Genomic DNA, 17,600 nt, shown 5'->3' with positions numbered 1-17,600 from the left:
ATATTTTAGGGTAAAAAATTGTGGAGAGAATATAAAAAGGAACATTTCCCTACCTTAATCGTTAGGAAAACTCCAATTTAGTCAACGATGAGCAAGAAAATAAAAATAGAAGCTGAGTTTGAAGAACTTGCCTGGGATGAACTGACTATCGAAGAGCAACAGCTGATGATGCGGGCGAGAAAAGTGTCTGAAAAGGCTTATGCGCCTTATTCTGATTTTCATGTAGGTGCGGCAGTTCGGCTGGAGTCTGGAGAAATACTTCAATCCAGCAATCAGGAAAATGTGAGTTTCCCTGTAGGAGTTTGTGCCGAGCGATTAGTGCTTGGGTATGCTGGAGCCAATTTCCCTGATCTGGCAGTGAAGGAAATCGCCATTGTAGCGAGAAGAAAAGGCGACGAGATTTGGGCTGGAGTGTCCCCTTGTGGGCTTTGCCGGCAGACTATCAATGAAATGGAAATGCGATTTAATCGGCCAATCTCCATTTTAATCCAGAATCCTGATGGAAGTGTACTTCGCTTTCCCGGAATTCAGACGCTTTTGCCTTTTAAGTTTGACGATTTGAAAGCGTAGTATTTTGAAGAAAAGTATCAATTTTCAGTATCAAGCACAGTACTCGGTCACGCATGAACCTTCTTTCGAAGAGAAGGAAATCTGGCTGGTGCTGCACGGCTATGGGCAATTAGCAGAATTTTTTATCCGAAAATTCCAAGGTTTCGATTCTTCAGACCGGCTTTTTGTTGCACCTGAAGCCACCAATTATGGATATCTCTCTGGCTTTGCCGGAAGAGTTGGAGCAAATTGGATGACAAGGCATGAGCGGGAAATAGCCATTCAAAACAACCATAATTACCTTGACCTTTTGATGGAGAACTTGCTTTCGCAGTATAAAGAAACTCCCAAAATAAACGTGCTGGGATTCTCCCAAGGGGCTGCTACCGCTACGCGCTGGGCAAGCAGATGGGCAGGTAATTTAGAGCAATTAGTGCTGTGGGCTGGGGGATTTGCTGAGGATATGATTTTGGAGGATGCCCATGAGAAATTTTCCAAGACTAGACTGACTATGGTTCTTGGGGATCAGGATGAATTTATCACCTCCGAAAGCATTGATAAACAGCAGGATTTGATTAAAAGTCTGGGTAAAGAAGTGAAAAAGCTGACTTTTTCCGGAGGTCACGAGATTGATATTGAAATGCTTTCAATAATTCTTGATTCAAGTGATTAAATCACACTATATTGGCGCTTCAATTGCTTAATTAATAATAGAATTTGATCAGAATTCGACTTTAACTATTTTTCTGAAAATTTTGTAAACCATCAATGCTTTCGCTTACTGAAAAGGAGATAGACCATATCTCAACACAATTACTTAAAGGAATGATCTGTTTCTATCAGATCGACAAGAAAAGAATTCATCAGATGCCTGATGACGAGGATTATTACAATTATGATCTGACTGAGGCAGAAGAGGATGTACTGGATGAGATTGAGGAAAACCCGGACAATTATGCCGAATTTACCCAGATGGAGCCAGCTCAGGAGCATCAGATGATGCAGGATTTCATTGACCGCCGAGTGAAGGAAAAGAATCTTGCGGATGATCTGGTGAGCTCACTGACCAAACCAAAGGCAAATACCGCTTTCAAGTTTTTGATCGATGATTCCAAGTACAAATCCGAATGGATAGAATTCCGAAAGGAAAAATACCACGACTGGATCAAAGAGCAAGTTGATAGTTTCAACTACACCGAAGATTAAGACATTCATAGCCGTTCAATTTTTGACGGCTATTTTTTTATTTCTCCCCTGAGTGAGATTTCACCAATATTTCATATTTTAATTGGATGCAAAAGCCCCCTGATTTTTTAATACGAAATACCCTTGAGCCAGGAGACCTTGGACAGGTGGCGGCATTACACGGTAAAGTCTATTCAGAAGAGCATGATCTAGGGCTAGGTTTCGAAGCTTATGTCATGGAAAGCTTGCTTGAATTCTATCGCGCCTACAATCTAAAAAGGGATAAAGTCTGGGTAGTTGAAAGTGAAGGCAGATTAGTCGGCTTTATATTACTGATGCACCGCCCTGCAAATAGAGCTCAGTTGAGGTATTTTATACTGGCAAAAGAATTCCGTGGTTTTGGAATCGGAAGTAGATTAATAAAAGAATGGATGGAATTCTATCATGACCGAAACTATGATGCTGCCTATTTGTACACTACTGCAGGACTGGATGCGGCGGCTAGCCTGTATGAGCGAATGGGTTTCCGTAAAATTAGTGAAATGAAATCAAGGGATTATGGTTTGCCCTTGCTGGAGCAATATTATGAGTTAGTCAATCATCCCAAAAAGTAAAGAATCAAAAGTGGTATGAAATACCTTGACATCTTACCACTTTTAATTCTTACCGAATACTCTTAATCACATGCAGCGTATCTGCTATTTTATTTTCCAAGAGATCGTATTGCTGATTTTTAATCCAGTCTTTTTTGAAAAGCTGAGACCCAATACCTACACAATACACACCTGCATCAAACCATTCTTTTAAGTTTTCTTCAGTCGGTTCTACTCCTCCAGTTGGCATAATGTGTAGCTCAGGATACACTGACTTGGCAGCAGCTACAAATGCTGATCCTACCACATTTCCAGGAAATGCTTTTACTAAGGTGGCCCCAAGCTTTTTCGCCTGAAAGATCTCAGACATGGTAGCACATCCAGGAATCCAAAGGACATCTTTTGAATTGCAGAAAACCGCCAATTCTGGGATTAAAGCGGGAGAAACGATAAAATCTGCACCAGCTTCAATAAATGCATTTGCATCTTCGGTAGTAAAAATGGTACCAATCCCCATGACCATATCCGGATATTTGCCTGCATATCTATAAAGTGCCTTGAACACCTCCAGCGAGTTAGTTGCCCGATTGGTGAATTCAAAAACCCGAATCCCTGCTTTATAGGAAGCGTCAAGAACGCCTTTTGCTACTTCAATATCCACATGGTTGAATACAGGAATCATCCCTGTTTCGCTCATGGCTTTTAACATGTCACTGTTTGAAAATCTCATATTTACTTTTATCGTAAAAGTTTACCTACATTTTTTCCTTCCACCAGCTGATTCACCTCATCCACAGAGACGAAATTAGCATCTCCTGGGATAGAGTGCTTCAGTACTGATGCAGCTACCGCAAAGTCTAAAGCATTCTGATCATCTGAGCTAAGCAAACCATAAATCAGCCCCGCCATATAAGCATCACCGCCTCCAATTCTATCCACGATATGTGTCATTTCATAGGTTTTGGATTCTAGCATGCCTTCTCCATTCCAAAGAATTCCGCTTAGATTATTTTCTGATGCACTGATGGAGTCACGATGGGTAGTCGATACATATTTTAGTGAAGGGCACATGGTCTTTGCTTTTTCACAGGCTTGCAAATAGTCCGTTTCAGTGATCCCCATGCAGTTTTCGAAGTCTGTAAGACCTGCTATAATCAAGTGTGATGGTTTGATCAATTCCGGCATAATATCCATCGGGCCTTTGCCATATTGCCAAAGATTACGGCGATAATTGATGTCGGCACTGATTTTCACCCCAAGTTTTGCAGCTGCTTCCACGGCAGCTTTGCAAAGATCCGCCGCAGACTGGGATATTGCAGGAGTTATTCCAGTCCAGTGAAACCAATCAGCTCCTTCAAATATTTTTTCCCAATCAAAATCGGTCACATTCACTTTTGCAAAAGCAGAATCAAATCGGTCGTAAATGATTTTGGAAGAGCGTTGCATGGCACCATTTTCTACAAAGTAAACACCCATTCTGCCTTCGTTGTATCGGATAAAAGAAGTGTCCACTCCCGAAAATCTTAGGGTATTTACCGCTGCTTTTCCAATATCATGATCCGGAAATGAAGTGACGTGAGCAGCTGATAATCCCCAGTATGCTAGAGAAACAGCAACGTTTGCTTCGGCTCCGCCATAATTCACCTCATAGGATTGAGAGTTGATGAAACGTTCGTGTCCAGGGGTAGACAGACGGAGCATGATTTCTCCAAGAGTGATAATTCTTTTGGCCATCTATATTCTGGGTTTTTAAGGTTTATTGAAAAATAAGGAATGACAAATATAATTTCTTTTGACCTGAATGCTTAGACAATAATAGACGCCATTTGTTTGTTTACCAATAAATCCAGTCCAATTTTTTGCCAAAAACGAAATAAATCTGGGTGAATTTTGCAGAGAACTCAAAGGAGTACTTTCATTTCTTTACGATTTAACCGTGCCCCTTCAGAATATTTTTTTAATTTTGCCCCAATTTGGACTTAAGCAAAACTTTCTCTTCAATCTCCCTCTCTAATGCCTAAAGATAGCAGTATCAAGCACGTTCTCATCATTGGTTCAGGTCCTATCGTAATTGGTCAAGCTTGCGAATTTGATTATGCAGGCTCCCAAGCGTCCAGATCTCTTCGTGAAGAAGGTATCACTGTGACGCTGATCAATTCCAATCCTGCAACGATCATGACTGATCCGGTCACGGCCGATAATGTGTATTTGCTTCCTTTGGAAAAGAAATCCATCGTACAAATCCTCAAAGACCATCCAGATATTGATGCTGTCCTTCCTACCATGGGCGGACAGACCGCACTGAATCTCGCTATAGACTGCGAAAAAGGTGGTGTCTGGGCTAAGTATAATGTAAAAATGATCGGGGTAGATATCGACGCGATCGATACTGCCGAAAACCGTGAGAAATTTAAGGCACTGATGGAAAAAATCGGTGTTGGCGTATGTAAAGGTGCTACAGCTACTTCTTTTCTACAGGGGAAAGAAATCGCACAGGAAATTGGTTTCCCATTAATCATCAGAGCTTCTTATACACTAGGCGGGGCAGGTGGTGCTTTTGTGGAAACTGCAGAAGAATTTGAAAAAGCGCTTTCTACTGGACTTCAAGCCTCTCCGGTACATGAAGTATTGATCGAGCAGAGTATTCTTGGATGGAAGGAATACGAACTTGAAGTGATGCGTGACAATATCGGTAACATGATCGTGATCTGTTCTATTGAGAACTTCGATCCAATGGGTGTACATACCGGCGATTCTATCACTGTGGCACCGGCAATGACTTTACCTGATACCACGTATCAGCGGATGAGAAATTACGCGATCACGATGATGAATAGTATTGGGAATTTCGCTGGAGGCTGTAATGTGCAGTTCTCAGTAAGCCCTGATAATTCTGAAATCATCGGTATCGAAATTAACCCACGAGTTTCCCGTTCTTCGGCTTTGGCATCAAAAGCGACTGGATATCCAATTGCAAAAGTAGCAGCCAAACTAGCAATAGGATATAATCTGGATGAGTTGAAAAACTCAATTACCGGCACAACTTCCGCATTTTTTGAGCCTTCCATAGATTATGTAATCGTAAAAGTACCTCGTTGGAACTTTGATAAATTCAAAGGTGCCGACAGAAAACTAGGTCTTTCGATGAAGTCTGTAGGTGAAGTAATGGGAATCGGAAGAAACTTCCAGGAAGCCCTACAGAAAGCATGTCAGTCACTAGAGATCAAGAGAAATGGTCTAGGTGCTGATGGCAAAGAACTTCGTAACCAAGACGAAATTCTTTATTCCCTCACTAATCCTAGTTGGAATAGACTTTTCCATATCTATGACGCTTTCAAACTTGGAATCTCTTTTAGAACTATACAGGATTTGACAAAAATTGATAAGTGGTTCCTAAAGCAAATCGAAGAATTGATCCACTTAGAAAGAGAGATAGAAAAATTCAAAATAGGTACTATTCCTGTGGAGTTGATGGATTTGGCTAAGCGAAAAGGCTACGCTGATCGTCAAATCGCACACTTGCTTGATTGCTTGGAAAGCGAAGTTTTTGACAAGCGCTACACAGAAATGGGTATCAAGCGGGTCTACAAATTAGTAGATACCTGCTCTGCCGAATTTGAAGCGAAGACTCCATATTATTATTCTTCTTTCGGTTCTGAGAATGAGTCAGTAAAATCCGACCGCAGAAAAGTAGTGGTTCTTGGATCCGGTCCAAACCGGGTTGGTCAAGGAATCGAATTTGATTATTCCTGTGTTCACGGGGTTTTAGCTGCGAAAGAATGCGGTTTTGAGACCATTATGATTAACTGTAATCCAGAGACAGTATCCACTGATTTTGATATTGCAGATAAACTATATTTCGAGCCAGTCTTCTGGGAGCATATCTACGAGATCATCCTACACGAGCAGCCTGAAGGTGTGATCGTTCAGTTAGGTGGTCAGACAGCCTTAAAGCTTGCAGAGAAACTTGATAAATATGGCATTAAGATCATCGGTACAAGCTTTGAAGCGTTGGATCTGGCAGAGGATAGAGGTCGTTTCTCGTCTCTTTTGAAAGATTTGGATGTTCCTTATCCTGAGTTTGGTACGATTCACAATACTGACGAGGCGCTTGAGCTTTGTAAGACGATTGGTTTTCCTCTTTTGGTTCGTCCAAGTTACGTACTTGGTGGCCAAGGGATGAAAATTGTGATTAACGAGAAAGAGCTGGAGCAACATGTAGTGGATGTCTTAAGAGACATTCCTAATAATGAAATATTGCTCGATCACTTCTTGGAAGGAGCTATTGAAGCAGAAGCTGATGCGATCTGCGATGGTGAAAATGTTTATATCATCGGAATCATGCAGCACATCGAGCCTGCAGGAATCCACTCTGGTGATTCATATGCGGTACTTCCTCCTTACAACTTGGGAGATTTGGTGATCCGTCAGATCGAGACTTACACGGAGAAAATTGCTCTTGCACTTAGAACTGTAGGTTTGATCAACATACAGTTTGCGATCAAAAATGATAAAGTTTACATTATCGAAGCGAACCCAAGAGCTTCCCGTACGGTGCCGTTTATTTGCAAAGCTTACAGAGAACCTTATGTAAACTATGCCGTAAAGGTCATGTTAGGAGAGAAAAAAGTGACTGACTTTGAATTCAAACCTTACAAAAAGGGTTATGCTATCAAGGAACCAGTTTTCTCTTTCCATAAATTCCCGAAAGTAAATAAAGAATTGGGTCCTGAAATGAAATCTACCGGTGAAGCGATTTACTTTATTGATGACCTGATGGATGATTATTTCTTGAAAATCTATGCTGAGAGAAATCTCTATTTGAGTAGATAATTAAAGCTGAATTCTTAATTCTAAAAGCTGAATAGGGAAACATTAAATTGAATAAAGAACAAAATATTAACCTATTGTGTGGAAATTTCTTGTAATAGTGCTCGGAGTTGGTTGGCTACTCGGCCAACTAATCCGATATTTTCTTCGAAGTAAATTGGCGAAATTTGCGCAGCATGTGAATCAAGTAGCTAAAGAGGCAGAACGGGAACAAAGAAAAAGTACTCAGACTTCCAAGGATGGGATTCATGTGGATGTTATTCCGAAAAAATATGCGGAAAAAAGGCAAAAAGATATCAGGGGCGGAGAATACGTCGATTATGAAGAAGTGAAGGAGTAATCCTTCACTTTTTTGTTTTTAGATTTTTAGTATAAGAAGATTTTTAAAAAGGCACAGGTGGCGTTTTTAATCCGACTTTGCCAAAATACACCAAAATATCTTAAAGCCACTTTGGGTCTTAGTCCCAATTAAAAAGTCTTCTCCGCCGTCCTTCAAACCGAGTTTTTTCTTAAGCACTTCTGATCCACTTGCATAATTACGGGTGATCACATTCACTTTTCCCGAAGGAAATAGCTTTTTGATTTCAGCTTTTTTGGGCTGCACTTCCTGAATTACTTTAAATACTCTAGCTGGAATTTCGGAAGGAGCCTTCGATGAAGTGTACAAATGACTATTTGGATCAAGTTTGCTCAATCCAAATCGCTCTCCGAAAGTCTTAAATGCCCCAGCCTTTAAAATTCCTGAAAATGGCTCAATCAGGTAGTTCTCCGCGTCTCCAAATACGGAATTGATGCTTTCTTCTTTACTTGGTTCAAATGAAAAACTTGTTTCTTTAGCTCCTAAATCAATTGATTCTATTGTAAAAGCAGATTCTACGCCTTCCTTACTCCAGTGTAAAAGCAATTCTTTCACTTCATTCTTTACACAGATCACCTGAACCTTTTGTATTTCTGGAATCTCTGAGATTGCTTGTGAAATATCAAGCATAGGAGATACTTTCAGGAGGATAGCATCCGCTTTACTTTTCATCATTTCCCAGGAACTGACTACATCTGGCTCGCAATCCTGAAGTTTATATAGCTTCTGGTTGCCTTTTCCTCTGCGAGCTGGATCAGCGTATATCAAATCAAACTGCTTTTCTGCCTGAGCTAAAAATCCTAAGCCATCACCCTTAACAATTTCGAATTTTCTTGGGGCTAACACTTCGAGGTTGTGTGCAGCTATCTCAGCTAATTCTACTTGCTGTTCGCAGTAAATGGCTTTCTCGAAGTTTTTTCCCAGAAAAAAACTATCTACTCCGAAGCCTCCAGTGAGGTCAATCATGAGTTTTCCTACTCGGTTTCTAGCTTTGAATTCGGCAGTTAGCTCAGATGAGCTTTGCTCCAAAGAAATGGAAGCAGGAAAAATCACCTGAGGATTTGTAGCCCATGAAGGAAGTTTCTTGGCTGCTTTTTGTCGCGCAGAGATCTGTTGCACTGCAGCTTTTAAATCGAAATCAGTTTTGCCCTGATATCTAAAAAGTAAAAGTGCAGGATCTTCCGTAAGATGATCCTGCACAAATTGTTGGAAGTCTGCCCGATGATATTGGGTCAAATCCATTAAATCAGGCCGTTTGCGAGCGCGTATTCTGCGATTTGAACGGCGTTGGTTGCAGCTCCTTTTCTAAGGTTGTCAGCTACAATCCACATATTTAGAGTATTAGCCTGAGACTCATCTCTTCTCAAGCGGCCTACGAATACCTCGTCCTTTTTATGCGCTGTGATCGGCATTGGATAGATGAAGTTTGCTGGATCGTCCTGTACGATTACGCCAGGAGCTGCAGCTAGCAATTCACGAACTTCCGCCAAATCAAAGTCTTCTTTGAATTCCACGTTTACTGCTTCAGAGTGGCCACCCATAGTTGGGATTCTCACAGTAGTTGCAGTCACTTGGATTGTGTCGTCGCTGAATATTTTCTTAGTTTCCTTGATCATTTTCATTTCTTCCTTCGTGTAGCCATTTTCTTGGAACACATCGATGTGAGGAAGAACATTCATGTCAATTTTGTGAGGATAGACCATGTCTGCCTTTTCTCCTGCACGCTCTGCCATCATCTGATCAACCGCTGCTTTGCCCGTGCCGGTCACCGACTGGTAAGTAGACACTACGATTCTTTTGATGCCGTAGCGGTTACGCAAAGGCTCCAGAGCTAATACCATTTGAATGGTAGAGCAGTTAGGATTTGCGATGATCTTATCTTCTTTGGTCAATTCCTTTGCATTGATCTCAGGAACAATCAGTTTTTTGGTTGGATCCATTCTCCAAGCTGAAGAATTATCGATGACAATAGTACCTACCTCAGCGAATTTTGGAGCCCACTCCGTAGAAGTGCTTCCTCCTGCTGAAAATATTGCAACTTCAGGTTTCAATGAAACAGCTTCCGCAAGCCCGATTACAGTGTAAGGTTTACCCTTATAGTCGATCTGTTTACCTACTGATCGCTCGCTGGCGACTAATAGAAGTTCGTCAAAAGGGAAGTTGTGCTCTGCTAGCACCTCAAGGATTTCTGAGCCTACCAAGCCGGTAGCTCCTACCACTGCTAATTTCATATGATTAAAATAGTTTTTAAAGGCCAGATGGAATCTCGCTGAATTTATAACATCTCGGAGTGTGAGAAATAATCCATGCTCGATTTCATCAGTTTGTAATTTTACTTTCAGAGGTATGATGGAATCTCGTAAAGTTTAGGCTCATCATAGTAATTGACCCAATCATACTCGATTTCATCAGCTTAAAAGTAGTTGTTGAAAATTTTTGAAGCACAAAAGTAAGGGCTATAGATTCATTTTCAGGCCTGTGATTCAAATATTTTAAGCAAAACCGTCTAAATACCAACAAAAAGTATAGTTCGACATCATTCTGATATGTATATTTAGTATAGATTTTTTAACTGACATGCTTGTGGTTGGCTTATTTTTTATTTGGCAATTGGTCTTTTTTTCTGTTTTCGTGGAATCGGAAGCAAGATTGGCTGAGATTAATAATCAGGTTCAGGATTTTGAAGGTGAATTTTCCATCAATAATTATCCAAATGAATTTCTTCCCGGATGGTATGGCAATGAAATAAGAAGTACTTCTTCGCGAATCTATCAAGCAAATGATTTAGGGCAAAGTGGTAGTATGGCATTGGCTGTTCAGCCTATTTCAACCTTTAATGGGGAAGTTTTCATTCGACTTTCTCCTCAAGGATTCAATGATCCTAAAGTACGATTTTGGTCCAAGTCATTGAAAAATGGCTCTGGAGTCAGAGCAGCAGAAGTTAATTATAGTTGGGGAAGAAAATTGGACGGTGAATACTCCGATTTTGAAATTTTGGGAGGAGCAAATGAATTTGGGAACGAAGACCAGGAATTCAGATTGTTTGAGTTGGAATTACCTGATGAGTATAGTAGTGAAGTTGAAGTTTTCCTTCGGTTGGAAATCCGCTATGGAGCAGGATCTGGTACTTGCGCAAAATGGGTGATGGATGATTTTGAGTTTGGAGAATTTGTGGAAGATAAAAGTGCTCCAAGCGTTATTGGAGTTCGAGGTTATGATGAAAATAAAGTTGAGATTTGGTTTGATGAAGCTCTGGATCCAATCTTCTCTGAGTTCTTGATTAGTTATAAATTGGATGGTTTAGAGCCGTCCGAAGTTAAACTAGAAGCTGATTCACTGGTTTATTTAACTTTTAAGGAGAAGATGGAGCCAGGGAAAATTTATGAGTTGGAGATCTTTCAAATACCTGATATTGCTGGGAATTTCTTGCAGGATACCTTGATTTCCTTTCAATTTTTTGATCCAACATTCATTCCTCCTAAAACACTTGTGATCAATGAAATCATGCCAGCACCGAAAGCTGATCTAGATCTTCCAAATGTGGAATACGTTGAGATTTTCCACGCTGGAGATAATACTGTTCGATTGGAGGGAGTTAATTGGTCAAATTCTAGATCTTCCAATAGCCTTCCTAATGCCTGGATCAATCCAGGAGAATTCCTGCTTTTGGCATCTGAAAATCAAGCTTCACTTCTTGCGGAATATGGGAAAGTGATTCCAGTGAAAAGTTGGCCTGCCTTATTGAATTCAGGTGATCAGCTCAGTCTAAAAGATGATAAAGGAAGTTTGATTGACTTGGTTTCTTATTCTAATGCAAGTTGGGGAGGAAGTGATTTTGCAAGTGGGGGCTTTAGCTTGGAAGTGGTAAATCCATATTATGCTTGCGAACAATCTGATTTGCTGCAGCCATCTGTTGATCCGCTTAGAGGTACACCTGGAAGAGAAAATTCGATTTTCGATTTGTCTCCTGATACTAGTACACCTGTGCTAAATTCTATTGAATTCACATCTTCTCAAAGTCTGCTGCTGACCTTTTCTAAGCCAATTCTAGCTGATTTCAGCTTAGCCAATTTTGTCTTTGAACCAACTTTGCAAATCGATACAATCACTCAGCCGACTTCCAAACAGATTCAAATTCTCCTTTCAGAAGAAGTGGTTGTCAATAAAATTTATAGTCTTCGAATTAATGGTTTGACCGATTGCTCAGGAAATGAATATCTGCAAACTGAACCTTTACAACTGGTACTGCCAAAGCAAGCCGTGGTTGGGGATGTGTTGATAAATGAGCTTTTGTTTAATCCGAGAACTGGATCACCAAAGTTTATTGAACTGATTAATGTAACTGATAATTACCTCGAGATTGGAAATTGGAAACTGGCGAATCTTAATGAATCTGGGGAAGTTGATCAAATGAAGGGACTCAGTGAAACGTCTATTATTATTCCTCCGGGAGGTTTTTTAGCTGTTACTACCAATTCGAATATGCTAAAGCTGGATTATCCTAAGTCTGCATTTGGAGAGTTTTTGGGAATTACCAGTCTTCCTAGCTATCCTATTGGTGGAGGTACAGTGGTTTTACTGGATTCTGGCAATCTTGTCGCTGACTCATTTAGGTATTCGGAAGATCTTCATCATCCACTTCTGAGAGATCCAAAGGGAGTTTCTTTGGAGCGTCTTTCGACGAAGTCGCCAGCATCTACATCTGCAAATTGGCATTCGGCATCTGCCATCGAGGAGTATGCAACACCAGGCCGGCAGAATTCTCAGGTGATTTCGGGAGAGTTCGAAGGAGAATTGATTCAAATCGAACCTGAAGTTTTTGATCCAGAGGGAAGTAACGGTAACACCTTTACGACTATTAAATATGAGCTTGATCAAGCTGGATGGATAGGGAGTTTTAGGGTTTACTCTACAGCGGGGCAGCTGATTCAATCGCTAGCCCAAAACGAACTATTGGGCGTATCTGGATTATTCACTTGGACTGGTACAGATAGTCAGGGAAAGATTGTCAGACCGGGATATTATGTTTTGCTGGTAGAATTATATGACCTGTCTGGTAGGGTGATGACGATTAGGAAAACTATAGTAATAGCTACGAAGCTTTAATTATTATTTGGTGCGAATTATATCTTCAAAATATTTTAAATCCACCTGTATTAATTTAAAAATTAGTCGAGAGGGAATTTTTTTTCACCAGTGAAATCATGAGAATTTTCCATTAATTCTATCGGTTTGATTATCAGGTTTTTTGAAAGATTATAGGCTGTGTTTTGTAAAAATATAACCGTTTTGAAAAGTACGTTAACTTTTATAAATCCCATCAAGTAGTCAACTGGACATAATTTTAAGCCAAAAGGGAAGCATAGAATTCTTGGAAATCCAACGTGTACATGTATTTTAGAGAACTAATTACAAAAAGAACCGTCCCAATACTATTACCTAATTTTAGCTGGCTATGAGCAAGGAAGAAAAGACCGCATATTCTCAGGTTGAATTGAAAGAATTTGAAGTAATCATTCAAAAAAAGCTTGATAGTGCCAAGGAAGAGTTGGTATCCTTGAAAGAATCATTGAGTAAAAAGAATGATAGTGGTACGGATTTTACGGCATCCACTTCAAAATTACTTGAAGATGGCGCAGATACATTGGAACGTGAGAGTCAAAATCAATTGGCGGCGAGACAACAGAAGTTTATCTACAATTTGGAGAATGCATTGATCCGGATTAAAAACGGTACTTACGGTATTTGTGTAGACACAGGAAAACTTATTTCTAAGGAGAGACTGATGGCTGTACCGCATACCATGCATTCTATTGAAGCAAAACTTGCTAAGAAGTAAATTTTGGATTTTCTCCACAGGCATATTGAAGCATTAATTTTTTGTGCACCTACACCTTTACCAAAGGTGGAGATCATCAAGTGTTTGAGTGAGATGTTTGAAGCTGAGATTCCCGTCGATCATGTAGATCAAGCTATAGATGAGCTCAGTGAAAAATACCAAGCTGAAGATTTTTCTTTTCAGCTTGAGCATACTGGTGGTGGCTATCAATTCTTGACCAAACCAGCTTATCAAACTTCCATTGGAATACTTTTGCGTCAGCAATCCCAAAAAAGACTCTCTACAGCTCAGCTGGAAACGTTGTCTATCATTGCGTATAAACAGCCTGTAACTAAAGGAGATATAGAGCAGATCAGAGGAGTCAATAGTGATTACTCTGTGCAAAAGTTGTTGGAAAAAGAGTTGGTGGATATAAAAGGAAAATCTGAAGGACTTGGAAGGCCACTATTGTATGGCACCTCAACTAAGTTTATGGAGTATTTTGGTATAAATTCACTTTCTGATTTGCCACAGCCAAAGGATTTTTCCCAGACAGATAACCAGATAGGAGAGCAGCGGGATTAATCAGATATTGGTTTTACCTTAGCTAACTGTGCGATTAAATATTTCTTTCCAGAATTTACCTCTTGACACAAAACCCGGGTTCTTCGGGTTTCTCCCTTTTCAAATTCTCTTCCAGAGAGCAAAAACCGATTTCCTGGTTTCACATCAGATAGGAATATTATTTGTGAATTGATGCTTTTTTCATCGTATTTGCTCATTTCCTTCATCAGGAAAAGATCTCTTGCCGAACTGGCTTTAGGATTTTTCATATGCTTACGCAAAGGGATGAGTATATCAATAGGAAAAAAATCGGTGGAAAGCAGAGGAATCAGAAGTTGTTGAAAGGTTGATTTCCACTCTGGTCCATGTGGGGCAATAGTAATCCCGAACCTTACAAAAGCATGAAGATGTGCTATTTCATGAATATATGTTAAAAGAAATTGGTAAGGATTAAGATCAGCATTGATAGTAATCGTCTGGATTTTGCGATCACGTCTATATCTGAAGTCTCCAAGCTTGGTTTTGCGAGAGGCGGTAGCTTTAAATGAGAAAGGCTCTTTTTCCCAGAGTTCAACAGCATAATTAACGGCAGACTTAGGAATTTTCTTGGAAAGTAATTGTCTTAATTGATCTGACCCACTCATGCAGAAAAGTACAAAAAAAAGAGCCCCGACTGGCGGGGCTCAATAAATTTAGGGAAGGAAGAATTATTGAGCTGGCTCAATAACTGCAGTAGTGTCAACTACAGCAGTAGTATCAGCTTCTTCGATGATGATTTCTTCCTCTACAACTGGTTCTTCAACTACCTCGATAGTCTCAGTCTCTTCTTTTACTTCTTTGTTACCGCATGAAGCTACAGCGAACATGCTAGCGATTGCGAAAATTGCAAATACCTTTTTCATTTTTTGTGGTTTTCTTAATTACATAGCAAAGGTATTACACTTTTGATCAATAAAACAATAGACCGTTTAAATATATTTTATTTGTTTTTATAAATAATTTTCACGGGAACCCCCTCAAAATCAAAGTTTTCACGTAGCCTATTTTCCAAATATCTTGTATATGGCGATTTGATGTACTGAGGTAGGTTACAGAAGAATGCAAAGACCGGGTTTTTGGTAGGAAGCTGTGTTGAATATTTGATTTTTATATATTTTCCTTTCCACGCTGGTGGAGGATATCTTTCGATTTCTGCCAGCATTACATCATTTAGTTTGGAAGTGGAAATGCGACGGGTTTTGTTTTCATACACCTTTACTGCCAATTCAATTGCCTGGAAAATTCTTTGTTTTTCAAGCACTGAAGTAAAGATGATAGGGATCCATTTGTTTTCTCCCAATTTCTCCAACATATCATCCTTGATCTTGCCCATGGTTTTATGATCTTTCTCGATCAAATCCCACTTGTTAACCATGATCATTACCCCTTTATTATTTTTGATAGCTAGGGAAATCAGGTTCATATCTTGAGCTTCCATTCCTCTGGTAGCATCCACCATTACCATTACTACATCGGATTCTTCCAATGTTCTTAATGAACGCATGACAGAGTAGAACTCCACATCCTCTGTGACCTTGGATTTCTTCCTTATTCCGGCAGTATCTGTAATGATGAAATCCTGTCCATAAAGTTGGTAACGAGTATGAATGGAATCTCTCGTAGTTCCAGCTTCGTCAGTAACAATTGATCTATCCTTGCCGATCAAGGCATTCAGGAAGGAAGATTTTCCGGCGTTTGGCCTTCCTAGAATTGAAATCTTTGGAGTGTCAGCATCTGGATCTTCTATTCCTTCATCTTCAAAGTGGGTGATGACCGCATCCAAAAGCTCTCCAGTGCCACTTCCACTTGCAGAAGCAACCGGATACACTTCAAAGTCACTAACCCCTAATGCGTAAAATTCGTGAGCAGCAAAGCTTTTCTCTTGATTGTCAGCTTTATTCGCGACTACGTAAATAGGTTTCTTGCTGGAACGAAGTTCTTTGGCAAATTCACTATCCAGATCAGTAAGTCCTGTGTGACAGTCTACAACGAATAAAATAACATCAGCCTCCTCGATAGCAAGTTTTACCTGCTTACGGATCTCTGCCTCATACATATCATCTGAGCTAGTCACGTATCCTCCTGTATCAATCACAGAAAAGAACTTTCCCGCCCATTGCGCATGCCCGTAGTGACGGTCACGGGTTACCCCACTCATATTATCTTCAATCGCCTTTCTTTCTTCTACCAGACGGTTGAAAAGAGTGGATTTACCTACGTTAGGTCTTCCTACTATCGCTACTATATTTGCCATGATTAGGTTGGGTCGTACCCAAATTTTTTCAGTTTCAATTTATTTTTTCTCCAGTCTTGCTCCACCTTTACGAAGGTTTCAAGGAAAACTTTCTTGCCAAAGAATTTCTCCAATTCTTCCCGGGCTTGTATCCCTACTTTTTTCAAAGCAGCTCCTTTGTCGCCAATGATGATGCCTTTTTGGCTGTCTCTCTCGACATATATGATCGCTCGGACGCTGATTATATTTTTCTTCACTTTGAAGTCCTCGATAGAGACTTCAGAACTGTATGGGATCTCTTTTTTATAGTTTTCGAAAATTTTCTCACGAATAATCTCAGAGGCGAAGAACCGTTCAGATCTATCAGAAAGTTCCGCCTTGTCGTAAAAAGCGGGATGCTCTGGAAGTCTGTCCAAAATTTCCTGCATGATTTTCTCTGTGTTGAATTTTTCTCCTGCGGAAATAGGGATTACTAATTCAGATTTAATTCTTGAAGTCCAGTAGCTAGTAATTTCTTCCAGCTGTCCCGGCTTGGCGAGATCAATTTTATTGATTACCAATAACACAGGAACTCCTGACTGGTTGATTTTCTCTAGTACATGCTCGATGTCCGCATCTGTTTCGTATAGATCTGTAACGAAAAGAATGATATCTGCATCTTCCAAAGAGATATTTACGAAGCTCATCATATTTTTCTGAAGCTCGTATTGGGGCTTGAGCATTCCTGGAGTATCTGAGAAAACGATCTGGTAATTATCGGAATTGGTCAATCCAATAATCCTGTGTCTAGTGGTTTGAGCTTTGGAAGTTATGATGGAAAGTCGCTCACCTACAAGGATATTCATCAATGTAGACTTGCCCACATTTGGTTTTCCTATTATGTTGACGAAGCCTGCCTGATGTTTCTGTAAATCCATGTGTCGAAATTTTTTACAAAGGTACTTGATTTTTAGACACTCCTGACGTTTTTGGTAGTTTGGCGAAATAAAATTTGGCTAAGGTAAATCTTATTATTACTCATCTTACAGGACATTTGTAATCAGTTGATAGACACATATCTGTAATTCTATTGGAGATTTTTGGTGAAGTACTGAGTAGACTGAATTGTTAATGCTTACAAGGAGATTGAAAATATTTTTTCTACGCGCATGTTTGTATTACAAAAATAAACACCTACTTTTGTATCACAATTAGCCACAAGATTAGCCACAAGGGCAGATTTAGATAAGAAAAAAGAAGCATTTAGCTTTAAGAATATATCGCGGGATGGAGCAGTTGGTAGCTCGTCGGGCTCATAACCCGAAGGTCACAGGTTCGAGTCCTGTTCCCGCTACTTGGTAACTCCGGACAATGTAAAAATTGTTCGGAGTTTTTTGTTTTTCAGGATGTAGTCAAATATTGAAATTTCCAGAGGATAGATTGATCCGCAAT

Annotated in this window: 17 protein-coding genes and 1 tRNA gene; 10 read left to right on the top strand and 8 right to left on the bottom strand. The window is 40.0% G+C overall.

The window, feature by feature from the left end; all coding sequences use genetic code 11:
• Nucleotides 1–87: 87 nt before the first annotated feature.
• The 4 genes from AACZ73_RS01455 (at nucleotide 88) to AACZ73_RS01440 (ending at nucleotide 2,348) form a co-directional block, all read left to right on the top strand.
• On the top strand, nucleotides 88–570 hold the full coding sequence (locus AACZ73_RS01455; protein WP_339874761.1) for a cytidine deaminase: 483 nt from the start codon (nucleotides 88–90) through the stop codon (nucleotides 568–570).
• Between the two features lie 4 nt (nucleotides 571–574).
• Nucleotides 575–1,222 (top strand): alpha/beta hydrolase, encoded by a 648-nt coding sequence (locus AACZ73_RS01450; RefSeq protein WP_339874759.1) that lies wholly within the window; start codon nucleotides 575–577, stop codon nucleotides 1,220–1,222.
• Between the two features lie 95 nt (nucleotides 1,223–1,317).
• Nucleotides 1,318–1,755 carry a UPF0158 family protein gene (locus tag AACZ73_RS01445; protein WP_339874757.1) on the top strand — a complete coding sequence of 146 codons (438 nt, stop codon included), beginning with the start codon at nucleotides 1,318–1,320 and terminating at the stop codon, nucleotides 1,753–1,755.
• A gap of 86 nt (nucleotides 1,756–1,841) precedes the next feature.
• A complete protein-coding gene (locus AACZ73_RS01440) occupies nucleotides 1,842–2,348 on the top strand; it encodes a GNAT family N-acetyltransferase (protein ID WP_339874756.1) in 507 nt (168 codons plus the stop codon).
• 49 nt (nucleotides 2,349–2,397) lie between these two features.
• Here the strand turns inward: AACZ73_RS01440 and AACZ73_RS01435 are convergent, their stop codons facing one another.
• Nucleotides 2,398–3,057, bottom strand: a complete 660-nt coding sequence (locus tag AACZ73_RS01435) for a bifunctional 4-hydroxy-2-oxoglutarate aldolase/2-dehydro-3-deoxy-phosphogluconate aldolase (RefSeq protein ID WP_339874754.1) — start codon at nucleotides 3,055–3,057, stop codon at nucleotides 2,398–2,400.
• Between the two features lie 8 nt (nucleotides 3,058–3,065).
• Complete coding sequence (locus tag AACZ73_RS01430; RefSeq protein WP_339874752.1) at nucleotides 3,066–4,061, bottom strand: sugar kinase; 996 nt, start codon at nucleotides 4,059–4,061, stop codon at nucleotides 3,066–3,068.
• A gap of 279 nt (nucleotides 4,062–4,340) precedes the next feature.
• On the opposite strand from AACZ73_RS01430, the gene carB reads away from it, so the two are divergent.
• Both carB and AACZ73_RS01420 read left to right on the top strand, forming a co-directional pair.
• Nucleotides 4,341–7,160 carry a carbamoyl-phosphate synthase large subunit gene (carB, locus tag AACZ73_RS01425; protein ID WP_339874750.1) on the top strand — a complete coding sequence of 940 codons (2,820 nt, stop codon included), beginning with the start codon at nucleotides 4,341–4,343 and terminating at the stop codon, nucleotides 7,158–7,160.
• 76 nt (nucleotides 7,161–7,236) lie between these two features.
• The gene (locus AACZ73_RS01420) at nucleotides 7,237–7,497 is read left to right on the top strand and encodes a DUF4834 family protein (protein WP_339874749.1); all 261 of its coding nucleotides are present in this window, start codon (nucleotides 7,237–7,239) and stop codon (nucleotides 7,495–7,497) included.
• Between the two features lie 66 nt (nucleotides 7,498–7,563).
• On the opposite strand, the gene AACZ73_RS01415 is transcribed toward AACZ73_RS01420, so the two are convergent.
• Nucleotides 7,564–8,757 carry a class I SAM-dependent methyltransferase gene (locus AACZ73_RS01415; RefSeq protein ID WP_339874748.1) on the bottom strand — a complete coding sequence of 398 codons (1,194 nt, stop codon included), beginning with the start codon at nucleotides 8,755–8,757 and terminating at the stop codon, nucleotides 7,564–7,566.
• Nucleotides 8,757–9,746, bottom strand: a complete 990-nt coding sequence (locus tag AACZ73_RS01410; RefSeq protein WP_339874745.1) for an aspartate-semialdehyde dehydrogenase — start codon at nucleotides 9,744–9,746, stop codon at nucleotides 8,757–8,759. The genes AACZ73_RS01415 and AACZ73_RS01410 overlap by 1 nt, the downstream gene beginning before the upstream one ends.
• A 352-nt stretch (nucleotides 9,747–10,098) precedes the next feature.
• Here AACZ73_RS01410 and AACZ73_RS01405 point away from each other — a divergent pair, with 352 nt between their 5' ends.
• The 3 genes from AACZ73_RS01405 to scpB all read left to right on the top strand — a co-directional run bounded on the left by AACZ73_RS01405 (nucleotide 10,099) and on the right by scpB (nucleotide 13,918).
• Complete coding sequence (locus tag AACZ73_RS01405; protein ID WP_339874744.1) at nucleotides 10,099–12,621, top strand: lamin tail domain-containing protein; 2,523 nt, start codon at nucleotides 10,099–10,101, stop codon at nucleotides 12,619–12,621.
• Between the two features lie 349 nt (nucleotides 12,622–12,970).
• A complete protein-coding gene (locus AACZ73_RS01400; protein ID WP_339874742.1) occupies nucleotides 12,971–13,354 on the top strand; it encodes a TraR/DksA C4-type zinc finger protein in 384 nt (127 codons plus the stop codon).
• A gap of 3 nt (nucleotides 13,355–13,357) precedes the next feature.
• A complete protein-coding gene (gene scpB / locus AACZ73_RS01395) occupies nucleotides 13,358–13,918 on the top strand; it encodes an SMC-Scp complex subunit ScpB (RefSeq protein ID WP_339874741.1) in 561 nt (186 codons plus the stop codon).
• Here scpB and AACZ73_RS01390 read toward each other — a convergent pair.
• The 4 genes from AACZ73_RS01390 to era all read right to left on the bottom strand — a co-directional run bounded on the left by AACZ73_RS01390 (nucleotide 13,915) and on the right by era (nucleotide 17,086).
• Nucleotides 13,915–14,541 (bottom strand): SprT-like domain-containing protein, encoded by a 627-nt coding sequence (locus AACZ73_RS01390; RefSeq protein WP_339874740.1) that lies wholly within the window; start codon nucleotides 14,539–14,541, stop codon nucleotides 13,915–13,917. The genes scpB and AACZ73_RS01390 overlap by 4 nt on opposite strands.
• 63 nt (nucleotides 14,542–14,604) lie before the next feature.
• Nucleotides 14,605–14,799 (bottom strand): hypothetical protein, encoded by a 195-nt coding sequence (locus tag AACZ73_RS01385; RefSeq protein ID WP_339874739.1) that lies wholly within the window; start codon nucleotides 14,797–14,799, stop codon nucleotides 14,605–14,607.
• A gap of 77 nt (nucleotides 14,800–14,876) precedes the next feature.
• Complete coding sequence (der, locus tag AACZ73_RS01380) at nucleotides 14,877–16,190, bottom strand: ribosome biogenesis GTPase Der (protein WP_339874738.1); 1,314 nt, start codon at nucleotides 16,188–16,190, stop codon at nucleotides 14,877–14,879.
• Nucleotides 16,191–16,192: 2 nt separating this feature from the next.
• Nucleotides 16,193–17,086, bottom strand: coding sequence for a GTPase Era (gene era / locus AACZ73_RS01375; protein ID WP_339874736.1), 894 nt, complete (start codon nucleotides 17,084–17,086; stop codon nucleotides 16,193–16,195).
• 343 nt (nucleotides 17,087–17,429) lie between these two features.
• Here era and AACZ73_RS01370 point away from each other — a divergent pair.
• A tRNA-Met gene (locus AACZ73_RS01370) sits at nucleotides 17,430–17,502 on the top strand.
• Nucleotides 17,503–17,600 lie beyond the last annotated feature (98 nt).

It is taken from the genome of uncultured Algoriphagus sp., from assembly GCF_963974835.1.
GTDB lineage: Bacteria > Bacteroidota > Bacteroidia > Cytophagales > Cyclobacteriaceae > Algoriphagus.
The sequence above is the reverse complement of the archived record's forward strand: the minus strand, read 5'-3'. Positions and strand labels throughout refer to the sequence as shown.